General features: G+C 66.6%; 23 protein-coding genes. 13 read left to right on the forward strand and 10 right to left on the reverse strand.

The window, feature by feature from the left end; all coding sequences use genetic code 11:
• Positions 1 to 2 precede the first annotated feature (2 nt).
• Complete coding sequence (dapD, locus tag ACTTAG_RS17570; RefSeq protein WP_444463476.1) at positions 3 to 830, reverse strand: 2,3,4,5-tetrahydropyridine-2,6-dicarboxylate N-succinyltransferase; 828 nt, start codon at positions 828 to 830, stop codon at positions 3 to 5.
• A 79-nt stretch (positions 831 to 909) separates the two neighbouring features.
• Here dapD and ACTTAG_RS17575 point away from each other — a divergent pair, with 79 nt between their 5' ends.
• Positions 910 to 1,740 carry a TIGR00730 family Rossman fold protein gene (locus tag ACTTAG_RS17575; protein ID WP_444463477.1) on the forward strand — a complete coding sequence of 277 codons (831 nt, stop codon included), beginning with the start codon at positions 910 to 912 and terminating at the stop codon, positions 1,738 to 1,740.
• Between the two features lie 79 nt (positions 1,741 to 1,819).
• Here ACTTAG_RS17575 and ACTTAG_RS17580 read toward each other — a convergent pair whose 3' ends face one another.
• Positions 1,820 to 2,461, reverse strand: a complete 642-nt coding sequence (locus ACTTAG_RS17580; RefSeq protein WP_444465278.1) for a CatB-related O-acetyltransferase — start codon at positions 2,459 to 2,461, stop codon at positions 1,820 to 1,822.
• Between the two features lie 2 nt (positions 2,462 to 2,463).
• Positions 2,464 to 3,645, reverse strand: a complete 1,182-nt coding sequence (rlmN, locus tag ACTTAG_RS17585; protein ID WP_444463478.1) for a 23S rRNA (adenine(2503)-C(2))-methyltransferase RlmN — start codon at positions 3,643 to 3,645, stop codon at positions 2,464 to 2,466.
• Positions 3,646 to 3,779: 134 nt separating this feature from the next.
• Here rlmN and ACTTAG_RS17590 point away from each other — a divergent pair, with 134 nt between their 5' ends.
• Positions 3,780 to 4,766 carry a Hint domain-containing protein gene (locus ACTTAG_RS17590; RefSeq protein ID WP_444463479.1) on the forward strand — a complete coding sequence of 329 codons (987 nt, stop codon included), beginning with the start codon at positions 3,780 to 3,782 and terminating at the stop codon, positions 4,764 to 4,766.
• Between the two features lie 33 nt (positions 4,767 to 4,799).
• Here ACTTAG_RS17590 and ACTTAG_RS17595 read toward each other — a convergent pair whose 3' ends face one another.
• The gene (locus ACTTAG_RS17595) at positions 4,800 to 5,324 is read right to left on the reverse strand and encodes an invasion associated locus B family protein (RefSeq protein ID WP_444463480.1); all 525 of its coding nucleotides are present in this window, start codon (positions 5,322 to 5,324) and stop codon (positions 4,800 to 4,802) included.
• Positions 5,325 to 5,560: 236 nt separating this feature from the next.
• Positions 5,561 to 6,319: a TSUP family transporter gene (locus ACTTAG_RS17600; RefSeq protein WP_444463481.1), complete on the reverse strand. Its 759-nt coding sequence runs from the start codon at positions 6,317 to 6,319 to the stop codon at positions 5,561 to 5,563.
• Between the two features lie 119 nt (positions 6,320 to 6,438).
• On the opposite strand from ACTTAG_RS17600, the gene ACTTAG_RS17605 reads away from it, so the two are divergent.
• The 4 genes from ACTTAG_RS17605 (at position 6,439) to ACTTAG_RS17620 (ending at position 10,790) form a co-directional block, all read left to right on the forward strand.
• Positions 6,439 to 7,317 (forward strand): lysostaphin resistance A-like protein, encoded by an 879-nt coding sequence (locus ACTTAG_RS17605; RefSeq protein WP_444463482.1) that lies wholly within the window; start codon positions 6,439 to 6,441, stop codon positions 7,315 to 7,317.
• 75 nt (positions 7,318 to 7,392) lie between these two features.
• The gene (accD, locus tag ACTTAG_RS17610; RefSeq protein ID WP_444463483.1) at positions 7,393 to 8,325 is read left to right on the forward strand and encodes an acetyl-CoA carboxylase, carboxyltransferase subunit beta; all 933 of its coding nucleotides are present in this window, start codon (positions 7,393 to 7,395) and stop codon (positions 8,323 to 8,325) included.
• A 74-nt stretch (positions 8,326 to 8,399) separates the two neighbouring features.
• Positions 8,400 to 9,674, forward strand: coding sequence for a bifunctional folylpolyglutamate synthase/dihydrofolate synthase (locus tag ACTTAG_RS17615; protein WP_444463484.1), 1,275 nt, complete (start codon positions 8,400 to 8,402; stop codon positions 9,672 to 9,674).
• Positions 9,675 to 9,770: 96 nt separating this feature from the next.
• Entirely contained in the window at positions 9,771 to 10,790 is a 1,020-nt protein-coding gene (locus ACTTAG_RS17620) for an LLM class flavin-dependent oxidoreductase (protein WP_444463485.1), read from the forward strand.
• Between the two features lie 238 nt (positions 10,791 to 11,028).
• Here the strand turns inward: ACTTAG_RS17620 and zapE are convergent, their stop codons facing one another.
• Positions 11,029 to 12,111, reverse strand: coding sequence for a cell division protein ZapE (gene zapE / locus ACTTAG_RS17625; protein WP_444463486.1), 1,083 nt, complete (start codon positions 12,109 to 12,111; stop codon positions 11,029 to 11,031).
• Between the two features lie 151 nt (positions 12,112 to 12,262).
• Between zapE and ACTTAG_RS17630 the strand changes: the two genes are divergently transcribed.
• From ACTTAG_RS17630 to lpxK, 3 genes are read left to right on the forward strand one after another with little or no spacing between them, the layout of a single operon-like run.
• Positions 12,263 to 12,520, forward strand: coding sequence for a DUF4170 domain-containing protein (locus ACTTAG_RS17630; protein ID WP_444463487.1), 258 nt, complete (start codon positions 12,263 to 12,265; stop codon positions 12,518 to 12,520).
• Positions 12,521 to 12,533: 13 nt separating this feature from the next.
• Complete coding sequence (locus ACTTAG_RS17635; RefSeq protein WP_444463488.1) at positions 12,534 to 13,742, forward strand: 3-deoxy-D-manno-octulosonic acid transferase; 1,209 nt, start codon at positions 12,534 to 12,536, stop codon at positions 13,740 to 13,742.
• Entirely contained in the window at positions 13,742 to 14,731 is a 990-nt protein-coding gene (gene lpxK, locus ACTTAG_RS17640; protein ID WP_444463489.1) for a tetraacyldisaccharide 4'-kinase, read from the forward strand. Before ACTTAG_RS17635 ends, lpxK begins: the two co-directional genes overlap by 1 nt.
• Here lpxK and ACTTAG_RS17645 read toward each other — a convergent pair.
• Positions 14,728 to 15,390, reverse strand: coding sequence for a DsbA family protein (locus ACTTAG_RS17645; RefSeq protein WP_444463490.1), 663 nt, complete (start codon positions 15,388 to 15,390; stop codon positions 14,728 to 14,730). The genes lpxK and ACTTAG_RS17645 overlap by 4 nt on opposite strands.
• A complete protein-coding gene (locus ACTTAG_RS17650) occupies positions 15,387 to 15,965 on the reverse strand; it encodes a DUF721 domain-containing protein (RefSeq protein ID WP_444463491.1) in 579 nt (192 codons plus the stop codon). Before ACTTAG_RS17650 ends, ACTTAG_RS17645 begins: the two co-directional genes overlap by 4 nt.
• Before the next feature lie 81 nt (positions 15,966 to 16,046).
• Here ACTTAG_RS17650 and mutY point away from each other — a divergent pair, with 81 nt between their 5' ends.
• Positions 16,047 to 17,126: an A/G-specific adenine glycosylase gene (mutY, locus tag ACTTAG_RS17655; protein ID WP_444463492.1), complete on the forward strand. Its 1,080-nt coding sequence runs from the start codon at positions 16,047 to 16,049 to the stop codon at positions 17,124 to 17,126.
• Positions 17,127 to 17,175: 49 nt separating this feature from the next.
• On the opposite strand, the gene ACTTAG_RS17660 is transcribed toward mutY, so the two are convergent.
• The gene (locus ACTTAG_RS17660) at positions 17,176 to 17,811 is read right to left on the reverse strand and encodes an alpha-ketoglutarate-dependent dioxygenase AlkB family protein (protein ID WP_444463493.1); all 636 of its coding nucleotides are present in this window, start codon (positions 17,809 to 17,811) and stop codon (positions 17,176 to 17,178) included.
• Between the two features lie 169 nt (positions 17,812 to 17,980).
• On the opposite strand from ACTTAG_RS17660, the gene dnaK reads away from it, so the two are divergent.
• The 3 genes from dnaK to radC all read left to right on the forward strand — a co-directional run bounded on the left by dnaK (position 17,981) and on the right by radC (position 21,987).
• Entirely contained in the window at positions 17,981 to 19,894 is a 1,914-nt protein-coding gene (gene dnaK / locus ACTTAG_RS17665; RefSeq protein WP_444463494.1) for a molecular chaperone DnaK, read from the forward strand.
• 68 nt (positions 19,895 to 19,962) lie between these two features.
• Positions 19,963 to 21,117: a molecular chaperone DnaJ gene (gene dnaJ, locus ACTTAG_RS17670; RefSeq protein ID WP_444463495.1), complete on the forward strand. Its 1,155-nt coding sequence runs from the start codon at positions 19,963 to 19,965 to the stop codon at positions 21,115 to 21,117.
• Positions 21,118 to 21,222: 105 nt separating this feature from the next.
• Positions 21,223 to 21,987 (forward strand): RadC family protein, encoded by a 765-nt coding sequence (radC, locus tag ACTTAG_RS17675; protein ID WP_444463496.1) that lies wholly within the window; start codon positions 21,223 to 21,225, stop codon positions 21,985 to 21,987.
• On the opposite strand, the gene ACTTAG_RS17680 is transcribed toward radC, so the two are convergent.
• On the reverse strand, positions 21,984 to 22,859 hold the full coding sequence (locus ACTTAG_RS17680) for a hypothetical protein (protein WP_444463497.1): 876 nt from the start codon (positions 22,857 to 22,859) through the stop codon (positions 21,984 to 21,986). The two genes, radC and ACTTAG_RS17680, sit on opposite strands and share 4 nt — an antisense overlap.
• Positions 22,860 to 22,917: the final 58 nt, after the last annotated feature.

Below are 22,917 nucleotides of genomic sequence, written 5' to 3' on the forward strand. Positions count from 1 at the left end.
GATCAGTCCCGCAGCAGATCGTTGATCGCGGTTTTCGAGCGCGTCTGCGCATCGACCCGTTTCACGATCACCGCGCAGTAAAGGTTGATGCCCCCCTTGGTCGGCATCGACCCCGCGACGACCACCGAATAGGGCGGCACTTCGCCGTAAAACACGTCCCCGGTTTCGCGATCGACGATCTTCGTCGATTTGCCGATGAAGACGCCCATGCCCAGAACCGATCCCTCGCGGACGATGCAGCCCTCGACCACTTCCGACCGGGCGCCGATGAAGCAGTTGTCCTCGATGATCGTCGGCCCGGCCTGCATCGGTTCCAGCACGCCGCCGATGCCGACGCCACCCGACAGGTGCACGTTCTTGCCGATCTGCGCGCAGGACCCCACCGTCACCCAGGTGTCGACCATCGTGCCCTCGTCGACATAGGCGCCGAGGTTGACGAAGCTGGGCATCAGCACCGCCCCCTTGGCGATATAGGCGGAGCGGCGCACGATGCAGTTCGGCACGGCGCGGAAACCGGCGGCCTTCCATTGCGCCTCGCCCCAATGGGCGAATTTGCTGTCGACCTTGTCCCACCAGGTGCCGTTCTGCGGCCCGCCCGAATGCACTTCCATGTCCTTGAGGCGGAAGCCCAGCAGCACGGCCTTTTTCGCCCATTGGTTCACATGCCAAGCCCCGTCGGCCTGTTTCTCGGCGACGCGCAGCACGCCCTTGTCCAGCGCCTCGAGCGTGGCCTCGATCGCATCCCGCGCCTCGCCCTTCGTGTGCGGCGTAAGGGTGTCGCGGACTTCCCAGGCGGCTTCGATGGCAGCTTCGAGCATGGCGTTCGACATCGGAACGGTCCTCTTTCAGGTGGCTTTCATGGTTTTCCCCCTATAGTTGGGAAAAGCCCTTCGCGCAACGAGCCGTGACATGAAAGACGAGAGCCGTTCCCACCCGTTCCGCGACAGCATCATGGATGCGAAAACGGCGCAGGAGATCCCCGCCACCGCGCAGACCCGGGCGCCCGCCTACCGGCTTGCCTTCACCGATGGCGGCTTCATGATGCGCGAGGAATTGCGCCCGGTGCGGCTGCAGCTGGAATTGCTGAAGCCGCAGCTGATCATGGACGAACGCGGCGTGGAAAGCACGGTGGTGCTGTTTGGCGGCGCCCGCATCCCGGAACCGGCGCAAAAGGACAGCGCCAAGACCCCCATTCTGGCGGAGCTGAGCCGCTATTACGACGAGGCGCGGACCTTCGCGCGGATGATGACGGAACGCTCGATGGCGGCTTACGGGCGGGAATATGTCATCTGCACCGGCGGCGGCCCGGGCGTGATGGAGGCGGGCAACCGCGGCGCGCACGAAGCCGGGGGGCAGTCGATCGGGCTCAACATCGTCTTGCCGCATGAACAGGCGCCGAACGCCTATGTGACGCCCGACCTGTGCTTCAACTTCCACTATTTCGCCATCCGCAAGATGCATTTCCTGATGCGGGCCAAGGCCGTCTGCGTCTTTCCGGGCGGCTTCGGCACGCTCGATGAAATGTTCGAGACACTGACGCTGATCCAGACCCGGCGGATGCGGCGCATTCCGCTGATCCTGTTCGGCGCGGAATTCTGGCGCCGCGTCGTCGACTGGGACTATCTGGCCGAGGCGGGCACGATCGCCGCCGAGGATATCAAGCTGATCAGCTTCGTCGAAACCGCAGAAGAAGCGGTGGAGGTGATCGAGACCTGGGCCAACGGGCACGCCCCGGACTGAGGGCGCAAGGGCGTATTTGGACCAAGAAGAAACATGCGGCTTCTTCTTGGCGCAAGTACGCCCTTTGCGACGCCGGGGATCAGAGACCGGCCTGGCCCGGACGCAGGCGCCCGATCAGCGCGCGCAGCGTTTCGGGTTCGGGGGCGGCGCAAAGTTGCGGCACCAGCGCGGTGATTTCGGCGTCGGGCAGGCGCCACCATTGCAGCTGCAACAGCAGCGCGATCACATCTTCCGAAAAGCGGGTCTTGATCACGCAGGCCGGATTGCCCGAAACGACCTGATAGGGGCCGACATCGCGGCTGACCACCGCCCCGGCCGCCACCACCGCGCCGTCGCCGATGCTCACCCCCGACAGGATCGTTGCCCCGCTGCCGATCCAGACATCATTGCCGATCACCACATCGCCGCGCGTCGCCGGATGGCCCGTGACGGGCGGGCAGGCGATCCGGTCGGCATGGATATGGCCGAAGGGATAGGTGCTGATCCAGTCGGTGCGATGATTGCCGCCCAGAAAGATGCGGATCCCCGCAGCCAGCGAGCAAAAGGCGCCGATGCGCAGATCGGCACCCTCGCCCCATTCATGGATCGTCAGACCCGCGCTGCCATAGGTCATCCGCCCGATGCTGACCCGGCTCGCCCCGACCTGCCAGCTCTGCGCCGTACCATCCTCGGGCCGCGGGGCGGCAGGGCGCAGGCGTCGGAGCAGCCGCCGCAGCCCCATGGTCAAAGACCCGTTTCGGCGTCGATTTCGGCTTTCGACTTGCGCGCCCGTTCGGTGGCGGATTTCAGCTGCCCGCAGGCGGCCATGATATCCTCGCCCCGCGGCGTGCGGATCGGCGCGGCATAGCCAGCCTTGTAGACGATGTCGGCAAAGGCCTCGATCCGTTCCCAGTCCGAGCGCTGATAGGGCGAGCCCGGCCATTCATTGAAGGGGATCAGGTTGATCTTCGCCGGGATGCCCTGGATCAGCCGCACCAGACGGCGGGCATCGTCGTCGCTGTCGTTCACACCCTTGAGCATCACATATTCAAAGGTGATCCGTTCGGAATTCGACAGCCGCGGATAGTCGCGCAGGGCGTCCAGCAGCGTCTTGATGTTCCATTTCTTGTTCACCGGCACCAGCTTGTCGCGCACCGCATCGGTGGTGGCGTGGAAGGAAATCGCCAGAAGGCAGCCGATCTCCTCGGCCGTGCGCGCAATTTCCGGCACGACGCCCGAGGTGGAGAGCGTGATCCGGCGGCGCGACAGCGTCAGCCCCTCGTTGTCCATGACAACCTGCATCGCGTCGCGGACGTTTTCGAAATTGTAGAGCGGCTCGCCCATGCCCATCAGCACGACATTCGAGATCAGCCGGGTTTCATCCTTCGGTTCACCCGGTTTCGGCCATTCGCCCAGATCGTCGCGCGCCACCATCACCTGCCCGACGATTTCCCCCGCCGTCAGGTTGCGCACCAGTTTCTGCGTGCCGGTATGGCAAAAGGAACAGGTCAGCGTGCAGCCGACCTGGCTTGAAATGCACAAAGTGCCGCGGTTTTCCTCGGGGATATAGACGGCCTCGACCTCGTGCCCGCCGGCGATGCGCAAAAGGTATTTCCGCGTGCCATCCAGCGAGACCTGACAGGTCACCACCTCGGGCAGGGCGATCTCGAAATGCCGATCCAGAAGCGCGCGGTAGTCTTTCGCCAGATTGGTCATCGCGGCGAAATCGCGCACGCCCCAGTGATAGATCCACTGCCAGACCTGACCGACCCGCATCTTCGCCTGTTTCTCGGGCGTGCCCGCAGCGATCAGCGCCGCGCGCAGCTGCTCGCGGGTCAGGCCGACCAGATTGATCCTGCCCCCCTCGGGCAGCTTGCGCGGCAGGGTCAGCACGTCTTGCGTGATCGGGGAAGTCGGCTCGGTCATGGCAGGTCCAGCATTGGGCAAGCCGTGCATATAGGGGATTCGGGTCGGAAAACAAAGCCGGAATGCGGCAGGGCTAACGCCTTCTTAGGATTGTTCTGCAAAGCTCCGCCCACCCGTCGTCACCCGATCCGGTCATGGACCTTCCTGTCAGTCTTCTTCCCTACAACGGCTCGCTGCTGTCGATGTCGCTGCTGTCGTCAAAGCAGACGCTGCTGCTGTCGAGTTTCGGCAGCCTGACCAGCGGGCTGAGCCTGAGCGATGCGAATGGCAGGATTTCGGTCGGCGAGACGATCCTGGTGGAAGAGACGCCCTTCACCGTCATCGGTTCGGGCACGGCGCAGCCCGGGATCAACCTTCTGGGGATCACCATTCCGACCGGCACCGCCCGGGACTTCATCTTGCTCGAAGATGCGGCGCATCATCTGGTGTTCGTCTTCCCCGACGGGGTGCCGAATGCCACGGGGATGATCGCGATGGTCATCGACGCCGCCCCGGTCGGCTATGACGGCGGCACGCTGACGCAATTGTGCCTGTGGCCCGATACGCCGGTGGCAACGGTGACGGGGCCGGTCAGGGCCGAGGATCTGACGCCGGGCACCTGCGTGCTGACGCCCGAGGGGCCGGAGCCGATCCGCTGGGTCGGACGGCGCGACCTGCCCGCCGCGGCGGCGACCCTGCGCGATCTGCCGATCCGGGTGCCGCTGGCGCAATTCGGCGGCGCCGCGGCGGGGCCGCCGCTTCGGGTGTCGCCGCAGCATCGGCTGCGGCTGCGGCTGCGCGATGGCGGCGCGGAGGTTCTGGTGGCGGCGCAGCATCTGTGCCACCCCGCCATCTGCCGCCTGCGCGACTGCGCCTGCCGCGGCCCCGGCTGCACCCCGATCAGCCGCGACCGGGAGGCCGGGCCGATCCGCTACATCTGCCTTCTGCTCGACCGGCATGCGCTGGTCCTGACGCGCGGCGTGGCGGTGGAAACCCTGCTGCTCGGGCCGCAGGTGCTGGCGCAGCATCCGGAGCTGGCGGCGCTTTGCCCCGGGGCGATGCAGCCCTGCCTGCCGATCCTGACCCCCGGACAGGCGCGGCGCAAAGAAAAAGACAGGGCGCGCGAGACGCACCCTGCCTGAGCCCGCCCCCGGAGAGAGCCCGGGCTGCGCCGCTTACTTGCAGCGCTTGGCCGCTTCTTCCATCGCCGCGGTGAAGCCCATCAGCGAGAAAGTGTCCTCGGTCTTGGTGCCCCGGCCCGAACGGCCCGAGATCGTCACCTCGGCCCCCGATTTCAGCGCCGCGATCAGCTTGGCGTCTTCCTCGGGCGAGCCCGCCCAGGCGCCTTCGCCATTGGTGAACAGCGTGAAGGCGGTGCCGGTGTTCACCTTCAGATCGACGGTCGAGCCCTGGGCAAAGGGGTAACCCGCCATGAACATCACCTCGCCCGCCTTGCCGGGGCGGAAGGTGACGAAAAGCAGGATTTCAGAGCGCCGCGCCTGCACCTGCTTGCCGTCCTTGGTGGCGACCGACTTTTTCGGCGGCGAGACGCCCCAGCATTCTTTCGGGCTGTCTTCGACGAAGACGCTCCAGTCGGTTTTCGCGGCAACGCGGTTCGAGCTTTCCTGCGCCTGAACGACAGGGGAAAATGCCAGCGACGCGGCAACGACCGCTGCGACGCTCGTAAAGATCGTCTTCATGGAACAGCCTCCAGCTGTCTGTGCCTCTGGTCCGCCCGTGGGCTATCGGCCCTTTTTCACTGTGGCAGACCCGATTTCAACTCGATAGTCCAGTGATAACGCAAAAGTGGCGCCCGGGGAAAGCCCCCCCGGCGGGTTTTCGCGCAGGAAAGGCGCGAATGGAGGGCCGCAACGGCCCAGAGCGCGATCCGGCGCGGGCCCGCCACGGGTGGAAAGCGGCGGGGATCGGGGGTTTGCTAGAGCATCTGCCAGATCAGCCGCGCCGCCAAGGCGGTCGAGGTGACGACCAGAAGCGGCTTGATCAGCCGCGCCCCCTTTTTCATCGCCAGCCTTGCGCCAAGGCTCGCCCCCGCCACCTGGGCGAGACCCATCGCGATCCCGGTCACCCACCAGGGCGCCCCGATCGCCGCGAAGGCCACGAGCCCGCCAAGATTCGAGGCGAAATTCAAAAGCTTCGTATGCGCCGTCGCCTTCAGCACGCCATAGCCCGCCAGCATCACGAAGCCGATCATGTAAAACGCCCCGGCGCCGGGCCCGATCAGCCCGTCGTAAAAGCCGATCAGCGGCACGACAAAGGCGGTGAAGGCCGCGGGGCGGATCCGCTCGGCGCGGTCGGTGTCATCCAGCCCCTTGCGAAAGGCGAAGAAGGCCGCGATCGCGATCAGCAGGAAGGGCAGCCCCCGGCGCAAGGCCTCGGTCGGCAGCACCGAGACCAGAAACGCCCCCGTCAGCCCGGACAGGAACGCCAGACCCGCCGCGCCGATCTGGGCCCGCAGATCGACCTGCCCCTTGGCCGCATAGGTCAGCGCCGCGGTTGCCGCGCCGAAAACCCCCTGCACCTTGTTCGTCGAAAAGGCCTGCAACGGCGTCGCCCCGGCCAGAAGCAGCACCGGCAGGGTGATCAGCCCGCCGCCGCCCGCGATGGAATCGACAAATCCGGCCACGAAGGCCGCGCCGATCAGCGCCAGCGCGAGATCAAGGGAAACTTCGAACATGCATCCTCCGGGCTCGCCCCCTCTTCCGCCAGCCTCTGCGCAAAGTAAAGCGGCTTGTCCCGCCCAAAAGCCGCCGCTAGGGTCACCCGCCAGACCCCCTGCCAGCCCGGGAGCATGTGATGCCCTATCCTCGTCTTGCCCGCTTTGTCGCCCCGGCCCGGGCCGGGTCCGACTGGCTGCGCAGCCTGATCGGGCTGATCCTGATCGCGGCCTTTTACTGGGGCGCGGTGATGGGGGCGCTGGCGGCGGTGCATGCGCTGGCCGGACCGATGGTCTTTGGCGCGGTGGTGATGGCGATGGAGCGCGGCGGCACCGCGACGGGGCTGATGCTGGTGCTGCTCAGCTTCGCGCCGCTGGCGCTGGGCGTGGCTCTGGTCACCCGCTTCCTGCACCGCCGCCCCGTCGCCAGCCTGTTCGGCCCCGGCACGCTGACCGATTTCCTGCGCGTCTTCCCGATGCTGATGGCGCTGGTGGTGCTGGTGGCCGCCACCTCGGCCTTTGATCCGAACCTCGGCCAGTCGACGCCGCTGGCGGTGCTGCTGCGCTGGTTGCCGATCGCCCTGCCGCTGGTCTTCGTGCAGATCGCCGCCGAGGAACTGCTGTTTCGCGGCTATCTGCTGCAACAGATCGCCGCCCGCTGGGCTCATCCGCTGTGGTGGATGGTGCTGCCCGCCGCACTGTTCGGCGCTTTGCATTATGCGCCCGGGCAGAACGGCGCGACGGCGATCTTCTTTGCGCTCTGGGCAACGCTCTTTGGCTGCCTGGCCGCCGATCTGACGGCACGGGCGGGCAACCTTGGCCCGGCGCTGGCCTTTCACTTCGCCAACAATATCTCGGCGATGTTTCTGGTCGGGCTTTACGGCCAGCTGGACGGGCTGTCGCTTTACACGCTGGTGGTCAACAGCCGCGACCCCGGTGCGATGGCGCCCTATCTGGCGCTTGATGTGCTGGCGCTGGTGGTGTTCTGGCTTGCCATCCGCCTGCGGCTGCGGCGCTGATTGCATTTGCCCGCGCACAGGCTTATCTGAGCCCAAGCTTGCAAAGCGACGTCGCGGAAACCAAGGGGCCCCCCGATGAACTGGATCTCGAACTACGTCCGACCGAAGATCAACTCGCTGTTCTCGCGCCGCGAGATGCCCGAGAACCTGTGGACGAAATGCCCCGAATGCGGAACGATGCTGTTCCACCGCGAAGTGACGAACAACCTCAACGTCTGCACCAATTGCGATCACCACATGGCGATCACCCCGCGCGAGCGGTTCGAGGCGCTGTTTGATCTGGGCGCCTTCACCGAGGTGAAAGTCCCCGAGCCGATCGCCGATCCGCTGCATTTCCGCGACCAGAAGAAATATCCCGACCGGATGCGCGCGGCGCAAAAGACCACCGGCGAGAAAGAGGCGATGCTGGTCGTCGAGGGCGAGGTGGGCAAGACCCAGATCGTTGCCGTGGGGCAGGATTTCTCCTTCATGGGCGGCTCGATGGGGATGTATGTCGGCAATGCGATCCTGGCCGCCGCCCAGCGCGCGATCGAGCTGCAATGCCCGATGGTGCTGTTTTCTGCCGCAGGCGGCGCGCGGATGCAGGAGGGCATCCTGAGCCTGATGCAGATGCCGCGTTCGACCGTGGCGGTGCAGATGCTCAAGGATGCGGGGCTTCCCTATGTGGTGGTGCTGACCCATCCGACGACGGGCGGCGTGACCGCGTCTTACGCGATGCTGGGCGATGTGCAGATCGCCGAGCCGAATTCGCTCATCTGCTTTGCCGGGCCGCGCGTGATCGAACAGACGATCCGCGAAACCCTGCCCGAGGGCTTCCAGCGCGCCGAATATCTGCTTGATCACGGCATGCTCGACCGCGTCACCCATCGCAAGAAACTGCGCGAGGAGCTGATCGTGATCCTGCGCATGATGATGCGCCTGCCGCCGCCGGTCTGGGGCGAACTGCCGCCCCCCGGCCCGGCACCGACCGAAGCGGCACCGCCGACTGACCAACCTGCTGCGGAATAACCGTTTTTTCTTGGTCCAAATACGCCGGGGGTCCGGGGGCAGCGCCCCCGGCCTTTGCATGAAAGGAGCCCAGCATGCCGCAACCCTCTGATGAAATCCTGGCGCGGCTGATGGGGCTGCATCCGAAGATCATCGATCTGACGCTGGACCGGGTGCACCGGCTGCTGACGGCGCTGGATCACCCGGAAACCCGCCTGCCGCCGGTCATTCATGTCGCGGGCACGAATGGCAAGGGCTCCACCCAGGCGATGATCCGCGCCGGGCTCGAGGCTTCGGGCAAGCGCGTGCACGCCTATACGTCCCCGCATCTGGCGCGGTTTCACGAACGCATCCGGCTGGCGGGGGAACTGATCTCCGAACCCGCGCTCTCGGCGCTTCTGGATGAATGCGACGCGGCCAATGGCGGGCAGCCGATCACCTTCTTCGAAATCACCACCGTCGCCGCCTTTCTGGCCTTTGCCCGCACGCCTGCCGATTTCACCCTGCTGGAAGTCGGCCTTGGCGGGCGGCTTGACGCGACGAATGTGATTGCGAAACCGGCGCTGACGATCATCACCCCCGTCTCGATCGACCATCAGCAATATCTGGGCGAGACCCTGCCCGAGATCGCGGGCGAAAAGGCGGGCATCCTGAAACGCGGTGTGCCCTGCGTGGTCGGGCCGCAGCAGCCGGACGGGCTTGCCGTGATCGAGGAAAAAGCCGCGCGGCTGGGCGTGCCCCTCTTTGCGCATGGCCAGCACTGGCACGCTTTCGAGGAACGCGGGCGGCTGATCTATCAGGACGAGACCGGGCTTCTGGATCTGCCTTTGCCCAATCTGCCCGGGCCGCATCAGATCGAAAACGCAGGCGCCGCGATTGCCGCGCTGCGGGTTCTGGGTTTCGACGATCTGGCCTGCGAGGCGGCTGTAAGCAAGGCCGACTGGCCCGCGCGGATGCAACGCTTGCGGCAGGGGCCGCTGGCCGCCAGCGCGCCCGGGGTCGAGCTGTGGCTCGATGGCGGCCACAATCCGGCGGGCGGCGAAGCGGTGGCGGCAACGCTGGCGCGGATGGCGAAACGGCCGACGCATCTGATCTGCGGCATGCTCAACACCAAGGACATCGCGGGCTATCTGCGGCCGCTGGCCGCGCAGGCGCAAAGCCTGACCGCCGTTTCGATCCCGAACGAGGTCAACACCCTGCCCAGCGCCGCCACGGCCGAGGCCGCCCGCAAAGCGGGTTTCGCGCAGGTGACCGAGGCCGGATCGGTCGCCGAGGCCCTTGGCGCGATTGCGCAAACCGACCCGCAGGCACGGGTTCTGATCTGCGGCTCGCTTTATCTTGCAGGCCAAGTCCTGCGCGAGAACGGCTGAGATCTGCGCATTTTTGCGGGAATTCCTGTGCGTCCCCGTGCCTAGGCGCACAGGAGCCCTTTGCCTATCTTTCCCGCAACGGAAAGGAGGCCCGCGATGGTGCTTGAATTCGGCCTTGATACTTTTGGCGACATCACCGCGGATGCGACCGGGCCCCGCTCGGGCGCGCAGGTGATCCGCGACACGCTGGCCGAGGCGGTTCTGGCCGATCAGGTCGGGCTCGATTTCATCGGTCTGGGCGAACACCACCGCCCGGATTTCGCGATTTCCGCGATGGAACCGCTGCTGGGGGCGATCCTGGCCCGCACGGAAAAGATCCATGCCGGGACCTCGGTCACGGTGCTGTCCTCGGATGATCCGATCCGGGTGTATCAGCGCCTTGCGACGCTCGATGCGCTGGCGCCGGGGCGGGCGGAACTGACGATCGGGCGGGGGTCATTCACCGAAAGCTTCCCGCTGTTCGGCTTCGATCTGAACGATTACGAGACCTTGTTCACCGAAAAGGCGCAACTGCTGCACAGCCTTGTCAGTCAGGAGAAGATCAGCTTTCAGGGCAGCCACCGTCCGGCCCTGAAAGGCGTGACCGTCTATCCGCGCCCGGAACGCCCGTTGCAGGTCTGGCGCGGGGTGGGCGGCAGCCCCGACTCGGTGCTGGAGGCGGCGGCCATGGACATGCCTTTGGTCATGGCGATCATCGGCGGCAATCCGGCGCGGTTCGGCCCGCTGGCCGATCTTTACCGCCACACCCGCGAGCGGATGGGGGCAAAGCCGTTGCCGCTTTCGGTGCATTCGCCGGGCCATGTCGCGGCAAGCGATGAGGAGGCGAAGGACCGCTTTTTCCCCGCCTATGCGGCGATGCATGATCTGATCGGGCGCTCGCGCGGCTGGCCGCGCTTCACCAAGGCGGCCTTCGAGGCGGAGATCGCCCATGGCTCGCTTTATGTCGGCAGCCCGGAGACGGTGGCGAAGAAGATCGCGACGACGGTCAAGGCGCTGGGGCTTTCACGCTTCACGCTGAAATATTCGGCCGGTCCGCAGGACTCGGCGCATCTGCGCGATGCGATCGCGCTTTACGGCACCAAGGTCGCGCCGATGGTGCGCGACATGCTGGGGTAAGGGTGTTTCGGGCGGAAAAGGAAAGGCACCGCCTTTCCCCGCCCGTATCGCCACGCCTGCCGCAAGACCGTTTCCCCAAACGCGACAGAGGCCTGCGCCCAGCCCCGGCGGCGCGACTGCGCCCGCCGATGGCGGGGCGGGCGCAGGCCGAGGGCCTTTGGGCCCTCGCCGGTCAGGGGGCCATTGTCGCGCGTGACCTCGGCGATGGCCTCGGTCAGAAGACCCGAAAGAAGCGCCGTCAGCGATTTTCCTGCGACCAGTCGGCCGATTGCATTTCCCGCAGCCGCGACGCCGTGCGGGCGAATTCGAAACTGCCCTCGCCCTCGTTGTAAAGCCGCTCGGGCACATCGGCCGCCGAACAGATCAACCGCACCTTGCCCTCATACAAAGCGTCGATCAGCGTCACGAAGCGCTTCGCCTCGTTGAAGTTCGAAGCCGAGAGATGCGGAATGTCGTCGATCATCAGAACCCGCAAAGCCCCGGCGATCGCCAGATAATCGGCCGGGCCCAGCATCGCCCCGCACAGATCCCAGAACCGCGCCCGCCCGACGCCGTTGTGATAATGCGGGATCACCACCGAGCGCCCCTTGACCTCGATGCGCAGCTTCGTCGTGCCGTCATGCCCGGTCAGCTCGTTCCAGAGCGCATCCATCTTCTTGTGCGCCGCCGTCCCCGCGGGCGCGAAATAGACCTCTGCCCCCGCCAGCCGATGCAGCCGGTAATCGGTTTCCGACACGATCTCATGCACCTCAAGGCGCGCGGAGAGAATCTCGATGAAGGGCAAAAACAGCTGCCGGTTCAAGCCGTTCTTGTAAAGGTCGGTTGGCGGCCGGTTCGAGGTCGTCACCACCGTCACGCCGCGCTTGAACATCTCCTCGAAAAGCCGCCCGACGATCATCGCATCGGCAATGTCGGTGATCTGCATCTCGTCGAAACACAAAAGCCGGACCGCGGCGGCGATTTCCGCGGCGACGGGCTGGATCGGGTCTTCCTCCCTCGCGCGGCGATGCGCGTCGATCTTGCCCTGCACCTCCTGCATGAAGGCATGGAAGTGCACCCGGCGTTTCGGAACCGCGACCGTTTCGCCAAAAAGATCCATCAGCATCGACTTGCCGCGCCCGACGCCGCCCCAAAGGTAAAGCCCCCGCACCGGCTCTGGCGGTTTGGCAAAAAGCCCGAAGAGGCCGGGTTTCTTCACCGGGGCCTCCAGCTCTGCCCGGACGCGATCGAGCAGCGGCAAGACCGCGCGTTGCGCCGCATCGGCCCGCAGGGTTCCGGCCGCCACGCGGCTGTCGTAGATCTGGGTCAGACTTCTGTGCATGGCGGCCTGATTAGCCGGTGAAACCGCAAACAACCATAGGGGTCAGCAATGACGAAAGCGTTACCCGCCAGGATCGTGCCAAGGATCGGCGCTTGAGGGGCAGGCAGGCTTCGCATAGTCTTGGCGCACACCTTTTCCGACAGGATGGCCCATGAGCAAACCCACCCCGCAACGCCTGCATCTCGTCTTCGGCGGCGAACTTGTGTCCGCATCGCGCACCGAATTCAAGGATGTGAACGCCATCCATATCGTCGGCATCTATCCGAATTACGCCGCCGCCTATTCCGCCTGGAAGGCCGAGGCGCAGCGCACCGTGGACGATGCCCACATGCGCTATTTCATCGCCCACCTGCACCGGCTGCGCGACGAGGAAACCCCGGCCTCGCCCACCGAGGAACTGGGCAGCTGAGACCCTGACCCCGATGCTGGGATCGCTTGCCCGCTGGTGGCGCGGATCGCCCGAGGCCGCGGCGGGCGATGGCACGACCGAGGCCCCGGGGCCGCTGATCTGGATGCAGATCGGCCCCGAACGCGCCGACGAAAGCCTGGCGGGGGCGCTACAGGTTCTGGCCCGGCTGCATCGGCTGCGCCCCGCCCTGCAGGTGCTTCTGGCGCTGCCGCCCGGGCTGGACCCCGCCCCGCCCGAGGGCGTCGCGCTGGCCCCCCCGCCCGAGGACAGCATCGCCGCCGCGCGCGCGGTTTTGCAGCAGCACCAACCCGGGCTGGTGGTGTTGATCGGCAATGACCTGCCCGGGGCGCTGATCATGGCCGCCGACCGGATCGGGGTTCCGGTGATGATGGCGGATGTCTTCCTGCCGCCGCCCGCCCGCCGTCTGGGCCGGCTCGGGCAGCGCGGGCTGTTGCGCCGGGTGCGCCGCATTCTGGTGCGCGATCAGGCCACCTTCGGGCTGCTGGAGCGACAGGGCCTCGACCCGGCGCAGACCGACGTCGGCGGTGCGCTTGGCCTGCCGCCCGAGCCGCTGCGCTGTTCCGAGGCCGAACGCGCCTCGATGGCGGCGCTGACCCATACACGGCCGGTCTGGCTGGCTGCCGCGGTGCCGCAGGCGGAAATCGCCGCGGTGATCGCCGCCCAGACGCATGCGCAGCACCATGCGCACCGGATGCTGCTGATCCTTGCCCCCGATCAGCCCGATGACGCGCTGGAGCTGGGCGACCGGCTGACGGACGAGGGCTGGTCGGTGGCCAGCCGCTCGCTGGAGGGCGAGCCCGATGCCGAGACGGAGATCTTTCTGGCCGATGATCCGGCCGAATACGGGCTTTGGTATCGCATCGCCCCGGTGAGCTACATGGGCGGAACCCTGATCGGTGCGGCCGGTCAGGCGCGCTCGCCCTTTGAGCCCGCCTCGCTGGGCTCGGCGGTCGTGCACGGGCCGCAGACCGCGCCTTTCGCCGCCGATTACGTCCGGCTGGACGAAGCCCGGGCGGCACGGTCGATCCATGACGAGACATCCCTGGGCGAGGCGATCGCCGATCTGATGTCGCCCGACCGCGCCGCGGTTCTGGCGCATAACGCCTGGGCCGTGACCTCGGGCGGGGCGGCGGCGACCGAGGCCATCGTGCGGGCGATCTTGCGGGAATTCGACGCCGCCCGCGCAGAAAGGACAGAGTGATGCAGGCCCCCGGTTTCTGGTTCACCGACCCCGCCCGCCCGGCGCTGCGGGCGCGGCTGCTTGCCCCGCTGGGGCGGATCTATGCCGCGGCCACCCGGCGGCGGGTGGCGCAGGAGGGCCAGCGCCTGCCGGTGCCGGTGCTTTCGGTGGGCAACATCAACGCGGGCGGCACCGGCAAGACGCCCACGGTGATCGCGCTGGCACAGCTGCTGGCCGCGCGCGGGCTGGAGGCGCATGTGGTCAGCCGCGGCCATGGTGGCAGCCTGACCGGCCCGGTCCGGGTCGACGAGATGCGCCACAGGGCGGCCGAGGTGGGCGACGAGCCCTTGCTGCTGGCCGCCTTCACCCCCACCTGGGTCGCGCGTGACCGGGCGGCGGGCGCCCGGGCGGCGGTGGCTTCCGGGGCGAAGCTGATCTTGCTTGATGACGGCCATCAGAACCCGGCGCTGCAAAAGGATCTGTCGCTGGTGGTGGTCGATGCGGCCAAGGGCTTCGGCAACGGCCTGTGCCTGCCCGCGGGGCCGCTGCGCGAGCCGGTGGCAGACGGCATGGCCCGGGCCGATCTGGCGCTGTCGATCGGGCCGGTCCCGGCGCAGGAAAGCTTCACCGCGCGTTGGGGGGCGGCGCTGCCGGTGCCGCATCTGCGCGGGCAGCTGGTGCCCCTGCCCACCGGGATGGACTGGGAGGGCCAGCGCGTGCTGGCCTTTGCGGGCATCGGCCATCCGGAGAAATTCTTCGCCACCCTGCGCAGCCTTGGCGCCGAAGTGGTCCGGGCCGAGGCGCTTGACGATCATCAGCCGTTCTCGGCGCAGCTGCTGACGCGGCTGGAAACCGAGGCGCTCTTTCTGGATGCCCAGCTGGTGACAACGGAAAAGGACGCCGCCCGGCTGCCGATGGCGTTCCGGCCCAAGGTTCTGGCGCTGCCGGTGCGGCTGGTCTTCGAAGACGCCGCACCGCTTGTCAAAGCCCTCGAACGGCTGGGGCTTTAGCCACCCAGCTTCGCGTCAAGGATCTTCTTCAGCTCGGCATAGCCCATGTTGTCGTGTTTCTCGCCGTTGATCACCAGCGTCGGCGTGCCCTCGATCGCATCGGCCGAGGCATTCTTCTGATAGGTCATCACCATCGCCTCGGCGCGGGCGGTGTCGTTCAGACAGGTGTCGATCTGCTCCTTGGTCAGCCCGGCCTTGAGACCGATCTTGCGCAGGTTCTCGGCGATCGTCGCCTCGGCGCCATCCCCGATCCAGGCCGCCTGTTCGGAAAACAGCATCCCGGCGATGCCGTAATATTTCAGATCGCCGCCGCATTGCGCCACCTGCCCGGCCCAAAGACCGAACTTGTCGAAATAGACCTCGCGCAGGATGAAGCGGACCTTGCCGGTGTCGATGAAATCGCGCTTGAGCGACGGGAAGACGGTTTCATGGAACCGCGCGCAATGCGAACAGGTGTAGGAGGCATATTCGATCAGCGTCACCGGCGCATCCGCCCTGCCCAGCGCGATATCGGGCAGGATGGCGCCGCCCGAAGCGGCCTCGGCCGGGGTGGCGATCAGCGTCTCGGCCGGGGTCTGCTGCAGCACGGCATAGCCACCGCCCGCAGCCGCCACCACGGCGCCACCGGCGAGGCCAAGAAGAAGGGAACGTCGGTTCATGGATCAGCCTTTCTCAGGTCTTCCCGCTGTCTTGCGGGTTTCATCAGGATGTTTCGGGCAAGGTCTTCCAGCGCCGCCCGCAGCCCGGCATCGGCCAGGCCCTCGGTCGCCGCCTGCGCCTTGGCGCAGACCTCGGGGGTGGGTTTTGCGGGCACCTTTTTCGGCGCCGGGGCGAAGGCCGCCTGCCCCTCGGCAAAGCCGGTGGCGGCGGTCTGGGTGATCAGGATGCGCGAAATCGCGTTGTAGCCGTAACAGGCATTGACCTTGGCGCGGATCTTTTCGCGGCTCATGTCGATCATCGGCGCCATCGGACCCGCGACCAGCAACGTCAGGCTGGCGCCGATGCCTTCGCGGCCATAGCCGATCTTGACCGGGCGGGCATGGGCGGCGATCTCGGGGCCGACGACCTCGGCCCAATGCGTCACCAGCCGGGCGATGGCGAAACCGCGCGATTCCCCGGCCACGCGGATGCGCTCCTTCACCAGACCGGCAGCCGGCTCGAAGCCGCGCATCCGGCGCAGCTTCGCGGGCGCCGCGGGGCGCTCGAGCGGCTGGTGGTGGTGATCGTCGCTCATCCCTGTCCTTTCCGGAACTTGGCCCTATTCTAGGCAGGCCACGGGGCAAAGCCAGAGGAATGGGGCGGGGGGCCATAAAGATTGCGTGACGGAAACGAGGCGGCGGCGGGGGCGGCGCTGCTGTCCTGGTATGACCGACAGGCCCGGGTGATGCCCTGGCGGGTGGGCCCGGCCGAGCGTGCGGCGGGGGTGCGGCCCGATCCCTATCACGTCTGGCTCTCCGAGGTGATGCTGCAGCAAACGACCGTCGCCGCCGTTCGCGACTATTTCCGCCGCTTCACCGCGCGCTGGCCCTCTGTCACCGATCTGGCCGCGGCCGAGGATGGCGCGGTGATGGCGGAATGGGCGGGGCTTGGCTATTACGCGCGTGCCCGCAACCTTTTGAAATGCGCCCGGGCCGTGGCGGCGGCGGGCGGGCAATTTCCACGGACTTCCGAGGGGTTGCGGGCGCTTCCCGGCATCGGCCCCTATACGGCGGCGGCGGTGGCGGCGATCGCCTTTGACGAACCGGCCGTGGTGGTCGATGGCAATGTGGAACGTGTGGTGGCGCGGCTTTGGGCTATCGAAACGCCGATGCCCGCGGCGAAACCCGACCTGATCGACCGGGCCGGGCGGCTGACGCCGCAGCTGCGCCCGGGAGATCATGCGCAGGCGATGATGGATCTGGGCGCCACGATCTGCACCCCGCGCAACCCGGCCTGCGCGCTGTGCCCGGTCAGCGATTTCTGCGCAGCGAAAGAACAGGGCATCGCCGCAGACCTGCCGCGCAAATCGCCGAAACCCGAAAAACCCACGCGTTTCGGCCTGACCTATGTCGCCTTCGACGCCGCGGGCGGGGTGCTCTTGGAGCGCCGCCCGGACAAGGGCTTGCTCGGCGGCATGCTCGGCTTTCCCGGCTCGGACTGGGCCGAGACCGCCCCGGCCCCCTGCCCGCCCCTTGCCGCCGACTGGACCGCGCTGTCGCACGAAGTGCGCCACACCTTCACCCATTTCCACCTGCGGCTGCGGGTCTTCGTCGCCCATGCCGAGGGCGAGGGCTTTACGCCAAAGCAGGCGTTTTCGCCCTCCGCCCTGCCCACGGTGATGCGCAAGGTCTGGGACACGGCGCAAGCGGGGGCTCCGCCCCGCCGGGGCGATGCCCCGGCCCCCCGGGATATTTGAGGCAAGATAAAGGATCGGGTTTCTTCTTGGCGCAAATACGCCCTTGCTGTCACGTCACCACGCGCAAGGTCAGATTGATCCGCCCGCCCTGCGGCAGCAGCGTCGAGGTCCCGGGCGCGATCCGGTCGATGCCGTGGTAGAGCAGCCGCGCGGAACCGCCCATCACCAGCACATCGCCCGAGCGCAACCACAGGCTCTGCGTCGCCCCGCCCCGCGTCTCGTTGCCGATGCGAAAAAGCCCGTCATCGCCCAAGCTGATCGACACCACCGGCTGCGAAAAATCCGCCTCGTCGCGGTCCTGATGCAGGCCCATCCGCGCGCCTTCGGCGTAGAAATTCACCAGACAGCATTCCGGGCTGCGATCTGACCCCGACACCGCCCGCCAGATGCCCAGAACGCTTTCCGGAATCGGCGGCCAGGCCCCGCCCGAGGGGTGCGTTTCGCTGTAGCGATAGCCGCGCCGATCGGCCACCCAGCCGAACCGCCCGGCCGAGGTCATCCGCACTGACATCGGCCGCCCATAAGGCGTCATCGGCGAGAACAGCGGGGCTGCGGCGACGACCGCGCGCAACTCCTCGACCAGCGCCGCCTGTTCCCCGGGCACGAGCCAGCCGGGGTAGAGACGGAAGCCGCGGATCTCCTGCGGATCAGGGCGAATTTGCACCGGTCGGGCGGATTGTGGCATTTGTCGCAAACTCCCGCGCGTCAGTTCTTGCAGGGCTATTTTCCCCTCCTTATATACGCCGGGAAGCCGGAGCAGGCCACCTGCGCCGGACCGTCTGGAAACCTTGGGATAGGGGCCGGGGGCCTGATGGGACCCGCCCCCACCTGTCGCCGAAAGAAGAGGTATTGAAATGGCCAAAGTCATCGGGATCGACCTTGGGACGACCAACTCCTGCGTCGCCATCATGGACGGCTCTCAACCCCGCGTGATCGAGAACTCGGAAGGGGCGCGCACCACCCCCTCGATCGTCGCCTACACCGACAACGAGCGTCTGGTCGGCCAGCCCGCCAAGCGGCAAGCCGTCACCAACCCGACCAACACCGTCTTTGCGGTCAAGCGCCTGATCGGTCGCCGCACCACCGATGCCGAGGTGGAAAAGGACAAGAAACTGGTGCCCTACAACATCGTCGACGGCGGCAACGGCGATGCTTGGGTGGAAGTGCGCGGCGAGAAATTCTCCCCCGCGCAAGTTTCGGCCGTGATCCTGCAGAAGATGAAGGAAACCGCCGAGAGCTATCTGGGCGAGACCGTGACGCAGGCGGTGATCACCGTTCCGGCCTATTTCAACGACGCCCAGCGTCAGGCCACCAAGGACGCGGGCAAGATCGCCGGTCTGGAAGTGCTGCGCATCATCAACGAACCGACGGCGGCGGCGCTCGCCTACGGTCTCGACAAGAAGGACAGCAAGACGATCGCGGTCTATGACCTTGGCGGCGGCACCTTCGACATCACGATCCTTGAAATCGACGACGGCCTTTTCGAAGTGAAATCGACCAACGGGGACACGTTCCTTGGCGGTGAAGACTTCGACATGCGCATCGTCAACTATCTGGCCGACGAGTTCCGCAAGGAGCATGGCGTCGATCTGACCAAGGACAAGATGGCGCTGCAGCGGCTGAAGGAAGCGGCTGAAAAGGCGAAGATCGAGCTGTCCTCGGCCAGCCAGACCGAAATCAACCAGCCGTTCATCTCGATGAACGCGGCGACCGGCGTGCCGCTGCACATGGTGATGAAGCTGACCCGCGCGAAACTGGAAAGCCTGGTCGACGATCTGATCAAGGCCTCGCTGAAGCCCTGTGCCGCAGCGCTGAAGGATGCGGGCGTGTCGAAGGACGAGATCGACGAAGTCGTTCTGGTCGGCGGGATGACCCGGATGCCGCGCGTGGTCGAGGAAGTGACGAAGTTCTTCGGCAAGGAACCGCACAAGGGCGTGAACCCGGATGAAGTCGTGGCCCTTGGCGCCGCGATTCAGGCGGGCGTGCTGCAAGGTGACGTGAAAGACGTCGTGCTGCTGGACGTCACCCCCCTCAGCCTCGGCATCGAGACGCTGGGCGGTGTCTTCACCCGTCTGATCGACCGCAACACCACGATCCCGACGAAGAAAAGCCAGATCTTCTCGACCGCCGAGGACAATCAGAACGCGGTGACGATCCGCGTGTTCCAAGGCGAACGCGAAATGGCCGCCGACAACAAGATGCTGGGCATGTTCAACCTAGAGAACATCCCCCCGGCGCCGCGCGGCGTGCCGCAGATCGAGGTCACCTTCGACATCGACGCGAACGGCATCGTTTCGGTCAAGGCAAAGGACAAGGGCACCGGCAAGGAACAGCAGATCACCATCCAGGCCTCGGGCGGTCTGTCGGACGATGACATCGAAAAGATGATCAAGGACGCCGAAGCCAATGCCGAAGCCGACAAGAAGCGCAAGGAACTGGTCGAGGCGAAGAACACCGGCGAAAGCCTGCTGCATTCGACCCGCAAATCGCTGGAAGAGCATGGCGACAAGGTCGATGGCTCGACCGTCGAGATGATCGAGCTGGCCTGCAATGCGCTGGAAGAATCGCTGAAGTCGGAAGACCCGGGCAAGATCAAGGGCGCGGTGCAGAACCTGACCGATGCCGCGATGAAGCTGGGCGAGGCGATCTACAAGGCGCAAGCCTCCGAAGGCGGCCCGGCGTCGGATGACGAGGACGGCCCGCGGTCGGTCGATGATGACATCGTCGATGCCGACTTCGAGGACATGGGTGAAAACAAGCGCAAGTAAGCGCCGGAACCTGAGGAGCGGGCCCCGTCACGGGGCTCGCTTCCGTGTTCTCGCAGTGGGGCTTTCCAATGGCGAAGCGTGATTTCTACGAGGTTCTGGGGGTGTCCAAGGGCGCCTCGGCCGAGGAGATCAAGAAGGCCTATCGCAGCAAGGCGAAGGAACTGCACCCCGACCGCAATCAGGACAATCCGCAGGCCGAGGCCCAGTTCAAGGAAGTGAACGAAGCCTATGACGTGCTGAAGGATGGCGACAAGAAGGCCGCCTATGACCGCTATGGTCACGCGGCTTTCGAGGGCGGCATGGGCGGCGGCGGTCCGCGCGGGCCTTATGGTCAGGGCGCGGATTTCTCCTCGGCCTTCTCGGATGTGTTCGAGGATCTGTTCGGCGATTTCATGGGCGGGCGTGGCCCGGGGGGCGGCGGTGGCCGCTCGCGGGCGACGCGCGGCTCTGACCTGCGTTACAACATGCGGGTGACGCTGGAAGAGGCGTTCAAGGGCGCGCAGAAGACAATCACCGTTCCGGGCTCGGCCGCTTGCGGATCGTGCAACGGCACCGGGGCCGAGGGCGGCGCCGAGCCGCAAACCTGTCCGACCTGTTCGGGTCTGGGCAAGGTGCGGGCGCAGAACGGCTTTTTCACCGTTGAACGCACCTGCCCCACCTGTGGCGGGCAAGGTCAGGTGGTGAAGAACCCCTGCCGCGTCTGCCACGGTTCGGGCCGGATCGAGAAGGAACGGACGCTGTCGGTCAACATCCCCGCGGGGGTGGAGACGGGCACGCGCATCCGTCTTGCGGGCGAGGGCGAAGCCGGGATGCGCGGCGGGCCTTCGGGAGATCTTTACATCTTCATTGAGGTGCGTGACCACGCGATCTTCCAGCGCGACGGGGTGAACCTGTTTTGCCGGGTGCCGGTCAGCATGGTCTCGGCGGCGCTTGGCGGCGAGGTCGAGGTGCCGACGATCGACGGCGGCCGGTCGAAGGTCAAGGTGCCGGTGGGCAGCCAATCCGGTCGGCAGATGCGTCTGCGCGGCAAGGGCATGCCCGCCCTGCGCGGCGGCGGCATCGGTGACATGGTGATCGAACTGGCCGTGGAAACGCCGGTGAACCTGACCGCGCGGCAAAAGGAGCTGCTGGATGAATTCCAGCGCATCCAGGCCGAGAACAACCCGGAAGGCGCGTCGTTTTTCCAGAAGGTGAAAAGCTTCTGGGACGGGATGAAGGGCTGAGTGCCTGAAAAAGGGATAAGAGGGCGCCTGCGGGCGCCCTTTTTCGTATTTGGGCCAAGAAAAAGCGTTAATCCTTTCTTTACCATGGTGGCGCAAGCTGAGGGGATGAAGCCCCGAACCTCCAGCTTTGCCGAAGGGCCGACGCTTTTCGGAGATCTTGACGAGGCGCAGCCGGTTGCCGTTTCTTCCGACCGGCTGCCCTCTTATATCACCGATCACCGCAAGCGGTTGCGGGAACGCTTCATGACGGGCGGGGCCGAGGCCATGCCCGATTACGAACTGCTGGAACTGATCCTGTTTCGCGCCCTGCCGCGGCAGGATGTTAAGCCGCTCGCGCGGCGTCTGCTGGAGGTCTTCGGCAGTTTCGGCCATGTGCTGGCGGCGCCCGCGGCTCGGCTGACCGAGGTGACCGGTGTGGGCGACGCTGTCGTGCAGGAATTGAAGATCGTCGAGGCGGCGGCGCAAAGGCTGGCGCGATCACGCGTGTTGCAGCGGCCGGTGCTGTCTTCGTGGCAGGCGCTTTTGGACTATTGCCACACTGCGATGGCGCATCGCCCGACCGAGCAGTTCCGGGTGCTGTTCCTCGACCGCAAGAACCTGCTGATCGCCGACGAGGAACAGGCGCGCGGCACGGTGGATCATGTCCCCGTCTATCCGCGCGAGGTGGTGAAACGGGCGCTGGAACTGGATGCTTCGGCGCTGATCCTGGTGCACAACCACCCCTCGGGCGATCCGACGCCCTCGCAGGCCGACATCGCGATGACCGAACAGATCCGCCATGCCGCCGAGGCTCTGGGGCTGGTGCTGCACGACCATCTGGTGATCGGCAAGGGCCGCGAGCTCAGCTTTCGCGCCGAAGGGCTGCTTTAATTCGCCGCCACGGCCAGCGGGAAGCCGGGCAAGGGCATCATCACCGCGCCCTCGCCATCGCCGCAATCGGGCATGGCCAGCCGGAACACCTCCTGATCGGAGATCTTGCCCGACATGCGATGGATCGCGCCCACCATATCCTTGCCGCAGCTTTGCGGCGTGACCGGCACGTCCAGCACCAGCCGGCTGCCCGTCATCGCGGCGCGGGCAGAGTAGATCTGCACCGCCGTCGCGGCCCCGGGCGCGCTGAAGCGGGCGATCCAGCCGGGTTCGCCATCGTCCTCGGGGCCGCGCAGGTCCAGTCCGGTGTCGGCTCCCACAACCACGGCGAGGCGGTTGAACGCGGTCGCATCGGGCACGGAGAGGGTAAGCACCAGCGGCGCTTCGGTGTCGTTCAGCGAAAGGCGGAAGACCGCCTGCTCCGCAAAGGCGGGCACGACGCCGCTCCAGACGCCTGTCTCGGACAGCCGGATCGGCAGCCGCAGCGCTTCGTGGCGGATCTCGACCTGCCGGGAGGCGTGGCAGGGCGCCGTCACCGTCAGCCGCACCGCACCGCCGGAAACGGCTTCGCCCGACAGTTGCGGCGCGGGGCAATCGGCCTGGGCAAAGCCGGGGCCGGGCTGTGCGGGCTCCTGCGGCAAGGGACCAGAAGCGGCTTCCGCGGCGGGAGCGCGCATCACCAGAGGCGGCAAGGACGGCGGCGGCGTCACTGTCGGCTCGGTCGGCGCTGTCATCGCCAGCTGCACGGCGGCTACGGGCGGGGCCGGATCGGGAGCGAGCCCGTCAGGCGCCGAGGTCTGCATGACATGTCCGGTGGCCGCGGCCAGAACGAAGGTGGTGCCGACAAGGGCGATCTTGTGAAGCGGTTTCATGTCGGGCGACTCCTGCAACTCTTGCCAAAAAGATTAACGGCCGATCTCGGCAAAGCTT

Source organism: Rhodobacter capsulatus (assembly GCF_052363185.1).
Classification (GTDB): Bacteria; Pseudomonadota; Alphaproteobacteria; order Rhodobacterales; family Rhodobacteraceae; genus Rhodobacter; species Rhodobacter capsulatus_E.